The organism is Microcoleus asticus IPMA8 (genome assembly GCF_013179805.1).
Lineage (GTDB): Bacteria > Cyanobacteriota > Cyanobacteriia > Cyanobacteriales > Microcoleaceae > Microcoleus > Microcoleus asticus.
Map to the genome: position 1 here is coordinate 1 of NZ_SRRZ01000288.1, position 1,680 is coordinate 1,680.

Here is a 1,680-nt window from a genome sequence, read left to right on the forward strand (position 1 = left end):
GTTTTTGACAAGATTACTCAACCGACAATCGTGCAACAAAAAGCTTTGGATTTGCTGGGTGTTCCCCTAATTTGTACCCAGTAAAACCGCAACCTAAATCTTTCAAAAGCTTGCTACCCCATCAATACGCCTTTTGTCAATGGGGGAACTTCAGTTTAACAGAGATGGCACTCAACCCATTGTTCCGAAGAAAATGGTCAAGCGTGTCGGAAGCCTTACAGGACTCTCAGCCAGACCGAGAGCAATTAATGAAACTGTATTTTCAGCAGATGTCAGGAGTAGAGAGACCAATCTTAGCAGTAGACCACACCGCGTGGGCGAGACCAGATGCACCAACCTTGAGGGAGCGTACCTATGAACATCAAGCCACTGCAATTCATGGCAATAAACCGATAGCAATCGGCTTGGGCTACAGCACAATTGCTTGGATACCCGAAGCGCAAGGGAGTTGGGCTTTACCCTTAAGACACGAACGAATCACCAGGAAAGGATACACCCATCAGTAAAGCGGCATGGCAGTTAGAACAAGTGATAGCAGGGTTGCCACAACGACCATTAGTATTATTTGACCGGGAATATGGCTGTGCCAGTTTAGTTTTGCAGACTGCCCATCTCAAAGCCGACAAGTTAATCCGGCTGCGTTCTAATCGCTGTGTATACTCTGCCCCACCAGCTTATTCTGGTCGAGGGCGCCCCCGTAGTCACGGGAAGAAATTTCAGCTCAATGACCCCCAAACTTGGTGGGCTGCTGAGGAGATGGTAGAATTAGATGACCCAAAGCTAGGACAATTACAAATCAGAAGGTGGGATAACTTACACTTTCGTTCTAGTGCTCAACATCCGATGACATTGATCTTGGTAGAGCGAAAAGCTCTCGGTAGTAATTGTCGTCAGGTTAAACCTTTATGGTTAGCATGGATAGGTGAAGGTGAGAATTCTTGTTCTCTTGAAGTAGTCTGGATGGACTATTTGCGCCGCTTTGCCATTGAGCATTGGTATCGCCAGAGCCAAGCAAACATTACATTGGACTCTACCCCATCTCAGCACCAAGCGAACAATGTGACCGTTGGAGCGATTTGATGCCTCTGTTAACTTGGCAGTTCTGGTTGGCTCAAGATTTAGTTCGAGACTATCACTTGCTGCGGGCAAAAACCTCTGACTAATTTGACTCCAGGACGGGTGGCTCAATCGCTTTTCCCACTTTTAGTTAAGATTGGCACTCCGGCTCTTGCACCAAAACCACGGGGAAAATCCCCTGGTTGGCCGACTGGTCAATCCCGAATAGGGCGCATTCGCTATCCAGTAGTGAAAAAGGGTCGGGGTCAGTTCCAAAATCATCGAAATTTGACTTCTTAATCACATATATTTAGCTGCACAATAGATTTTTTCTGCCTCAGTTTCTAGCTGAGCCAGCTTTTCTTAGTCTAAACTCCAGTCACAAGGCGGAAAAGATAACTACAACAACATTCAATTACTCCACAGGCATCGTCACGACACAAAAACAACAATGGGTATCAAGTCCCCTGTTGGAAGTACCCATATCAAGGGTCAAAATACAGAGGAGCCGGATGACGCGAAAGTGTCACGTCCGGTTCGTGCGGTTCGTTTCTACGAAACTAGCCTGTATGGGTTAGGGGATTAGAGCCTTTACGCCGCCTTGGGTGCAAGCCCTAAAAGATA

At 46.8% G+C, this 1,680-nt stretch carries 2 protein-coding genes; both read left to right on the top strand.

The features are described from left to right. Positions 1-164: 164 nt before the first annotated feature. Complete coding sequence (locus tag E5S67_RS34315) at positions 165-506, top strand: transposase (RefSeq protein ID WP_281363615.1); 342 nt, start codon at positions 165-167, stop codon at positions 504-506. A gap of 22 nt (positions 507-528) precedes the next feature. Then, positions 529-1,080: a transposase gene (locus E5S67_RS34320; protein ID WP_339382821.1), complete on the top strand. Its 552-nt coding sequence runs from the start codon at positions 529-531 to the stop codon at positions 1,078-1,080. Positions 1,081-1,680 lie beyond the last annotated feature (600 nt).

What these genes read in the sequence shown, in the direction of transcription:
- E5S67_RS34315 (WP_281363615.1), top strand. Translation starts at nt 165, where the DNA reads ATGGCACTCAACCCATTGTTCCGAAGAAAATGGTCAAGCGTGTCGGAA.